The 3,379-nt window shown below is 69.9% G+C and carries 4 protein-coding genes and 1 pseudogene; all 5 read right to left on the bottom strand.

The window, feature by feature from the left end:
- Positions 1-125 precede the first annotated feature (125 nt).
- On the bottom strand, positions 126-683 hold the full coding sequence (locus DMC18_RS22610; protein ID WP_110119128.1) for a hypothetical protein: 558 nt from the start codon (positions 681-683) through the stop codon (positions 126-128).
- Entirely contained in the window at positions 683-943 is a 261-nt protein-coding gene (locus DMC18_RS22605) for a hypothetical protein (RefSeq protein ID WP_110119130.1), read from the bottom strand. Before DMC18_RS22605 ends, DMC18_RS22610 begins: the two co-directional genes overlap by 1 nt.
- A gap of 66 nt (positions 944-1,009) precedes the next feature.
- Complete coding sequence (fixJ, locus tag DMC18_RS22600) at positions 1,010-1,618, bottom strand: response regulator FixJ (RefSeq protein WP_110119132.1); 609 nt, start codon at positions 1,616-1,618, stop codon at positions 1,010-1,012.
- Positions 1,615-3,111 (bottom strand): PAS domain S-box protein, encoded by a 1,497-nt coding sequence (locus DMC18_RS22595; protein ID WP_110119134.1) that lies wholly within the window; start codon positions 3,109-3,111, stop codon positions 1,615-1,617. The genes fixJ and DMC18_RS22595 overlap by 4 nt, the downstream gene beginning before the upstream one ends.
- A gap of 6 nt (positions 3,112-3,117) precedes the next feature.
- Positions 3,118-3,379 (bottom strand): annotated as a pseudogene (locus DMC18_RS22590) (amino acid ABC transporter ATP-binding/permease protein); the annotation flags it as partial.

The raw sequence follows: 3,379 nt of genomic DNA, 5'->3' as shown, positions 1-3,379 counted from the left end.
CCCAGGCGATCCACGAGGGGATCGCCGGCTCGACCCTGCACGTCTTCGCCGACTGCGGCCACCTGCCGGCCATGGAGCGGCCGGACGAGGCCACGGGCCTGCTGCGGGCGTGGCTGGCGGAGGGTTCAGCTCTCTGAGCGCAGTTGCCCCCTCAACAGGATCAGCACGCAAAGCGCGTTCTTGAAATCCTTGTCGGAGGCGGACCTGGCTGCGCGCCAGCCTTTGATGGCGCTTCTTACGCGTGAACGCAGCAGGCGGGCGTCGGTCTCGCTCAGCGGCTTGTTCATGTCGTAGTCAGCGTCGTGGCGCTTGGCCTGGGCGTCGAGAAAGGCCTTGGCGAGTTCGCGCACGAACGGAGGGCTGGCTACGGGCGGCGCGGCGTTCGACAGAAGGAAGAACTCTTCTATCGAGGCGTTCACGCTGAGACCGCGAACCTTGTCCAAGGTCGTCGCCAATCCCTTGTGGGAAATCGTCCGAGCCAGGATTCGCCGCCGCCGCCGAAGATCGTTGTGGGAGCCAACGATTCTTAGTCCGACTTCTTCCAGCAGGAAGTGGAAGAGCGCGTAATAGGTGGTCGAGATGCTGCGCCTTACGCGGGCGCCCGCAAGTTTACCGCGCTGTCCGCTCTTCCTCCCGAGAAGCCGCAGAGCGGCGGCCAGGAGATCGTCGGCGTAGCTCGACACTAGGCCGCGTCCGCGAACCTGACGCTGGGATAGCGCTCGTCCACGGCGCTGACCGCGTCCTCGATCGCTTCGAGCAGCGCTTCGAGATCGCGGTCCTCCGTCTTGTCGCTATGCTTGATCTGGACCACGACGCGCAGGAAGTCAGAGCCGTCGTCGTTGCGAGCCGCTTCGATGACGACGTCGTCGATCGCGAGGTGGCCCTGCGCGGCCTTCGTCGCCTCGACCACGCGACCCTTGATCGTCTCCAGGTCAGTCTGCATCGCTATATCCGGTTGCTCTACCTGAGCATAACACGGCTTGTTGGAGACGGCTTCAGGCCGTTTCGACTAGCCCCGCACCGACAGCGTCATCCGCACCAGGGCGGCCAGGTTGTCGGCGTGCATCTTGCTCATCAGCTTGGCGCGGTAGATCTCGACCGTGCGGGGGCTGATGCCCAGGTCGCGGGCGATGATCTTGTTGGGCTGGCCGGCCACCACGCCGTCGAGCACTTGGCGCTCGCGCTCCGACAGGGTCTCGATCCGCGCCAGCACCTGGGCCTGGTCGTCGCTGACCGTCGGCTGGGCCGGGGCGGCGCTGGCCAGGGCGCGCTCCAGGGCCGCCAGGATGCGGGCTTCGGAGAACGGCTTTTCGATGAAGTCCACCACGCCGTCGCGCATGGCCTCGACGGCCATGGGGATGTCGCCGTGGCCGGTGATCATCACCACCGGCAGGGCAGAGGCCTCGGTGCGCAGGCGCTTGACCAGTTCCTGGCCCGACATGCCGGGCATGCGCACGTCGGTGATCACGCAGCCGGCCTCGGCCGTGGGCAGGGCGGCCAGGAAGGCCTGGGCGTCGGGATAGGTGCGCACCCGGAAATCGGCCGTCTCCAGCAGGAAGGCCAGGGAGTCGCGGGCGTCGGCGTCGTCGTCGACCACGTGCACAACGGCGTCGCTCATCGGGTGGTCTCCTGGTCGGTCTTGTCGGCTTGGTGCGAGGTAGGTTCTGGGGCGGGCGGCAGGGTGAAGCGGAAGATCGTGCCGCCGCCGGGATTGGCGTCGGCCCAGATGCGGCCGCCGTGGGCCTCGATGATCGAGCGCGAGATCGACAGCCCCACCCCCATGCCTTCGGCCTTGGTGGTCATGAACGGCTCGAACAGCCGGGCGCGGAACGCGTCGTCGACGCCCGAGCCGGTGTCGGCCACGGCCACCTCGACGACCCCGTCGTCCTGCCGGCGGCTGGTCACCGACAGGCGGCGGACCGGGCGGCCGTCCATGGCCTCGACCGCGTTGCGGATCAGATTGACCAGCACCTGCTGGATCTGCACCCGGTCGGCGAAGACGGCGTCGCAGGCCGGGTCCAGGGCGATGCTGACCTCGGCCTGGCCCTCGCGCACGCCGATCAGGGCCAAGGCCCGGGCGTCGTCGACCAGTTCCGACAGGCTCTCGACGTCGCGCTCGGTGGCCCCGCGGCGGACGAACTCGCGCATGCGGTGGATGACGTCGCCGGCCCGCAGCGCCTGGTCCGAGGCGCGGTCGATGGCGTCGCGCACCTTGGCCTGATCCTCGGGGCGGCCGCGATCCATCAGCCGGCGCGAGCCGGTCAGCAGGTTGGCGATCGCCGACAGCGGCTGGTTCAGCTCGTGGGCCAGGGTGGTGGCCATCTCGCCCATGGCCGTCAGGCGCGAGACGTGGACCAGCTCGCCCTGCAGCTCCTGCAGCCGGCTCTCGGTGGCGTGGCGCTCGGTCAGGTCGCGGATGAAGCCGGTATAGGCGCGGGTGGGGCCCTTGGTCTCGCCGACCGCCAGCTCCATCGGAAAGGTCGTGCCGTCGCGGCGCAGGCCGGTGACGATGCGGCCGATGCCGATCACCCGCTTGTCGCCGGTGCGCTCGTAGCGCTCGAGATAGGCGTCGTGGGCGGTCTGGTGCGGCTCGGGCATCAGCATGCTGACGTTCCTGCCGATCACCTCCTGGGCGTTCCAGCCGAACAGGCGCTCGGCGGCCGGGCTGAACGAGGTCATGATCCCGCGCGGATCGATCACCACCACGGCGTCGGGCACGGTGTCGAGCACCGAGCGCAGGTGGTCGGTGATGTCGGCCATCCGCCGCCGGGCGGCGTGGAACCAGCCGCCGCCGATCGACATGCCCACGCCGATCATCAGGAACACCAGGCTGGAGACGGCCGTGGCCTGGTCGGGCTGGGGCGAGAAGGTCAGGAACCAGACCATGGCCGAGGCCAGGATGGTGGCCACCAGGCCGGGGATCAGGCCGCCCAGCGCCGCGCTGATCAGCACCGAGGGCACGAACAGCAGGAAGGTCGCCGGGGCGGCGTAGCGGCTGGGCAGGGCGAAATAGAGCAGGGCGCAGCCGGCCACCAGGCCGGCGGCGGCCATGAAGACGCCGAGGCGAAGCTCGCTGTACAGCGGCGCGGGCGGGCGCTGGGGCGCGGCCATGATCGTCTAGAGCGTCGCCGTCGTGGTCATGGGCGCGCTTATAGCCGGTCCGGCGGCCGGGGACACCGTCTCTGGCGAGACGCTCCGTTCACAGAGCGCCAGCGGCGCCTGGCGATGGCTGACCAGCACCAGGCCCTGCCCCGTGGCGCGCAGACGGGCGTCGAGGCGGGCGACGACGCGGGCCTCGGTCGCCGCATCCAGGCCCTCGGTCGGCTCGTCCAGCAGCAGCCAGGGCGCGTCGCGCAGCAGGGCGCGGGCCAGCGACAGG

Source organism: Caulobacter sp. D5 (genome assembly GCF_003185805.1).
GTDB lineage: Bacteria > Pseudomonadota > Alphaproteobacteria > Caulobacterales > Caulobacteraceae > Caulobacter.
The sequence above is the reverse complement of the archived record's forward strand: the minus strand, read 5'-3'. Positions and strand labels throughout refer to the sequence as shown.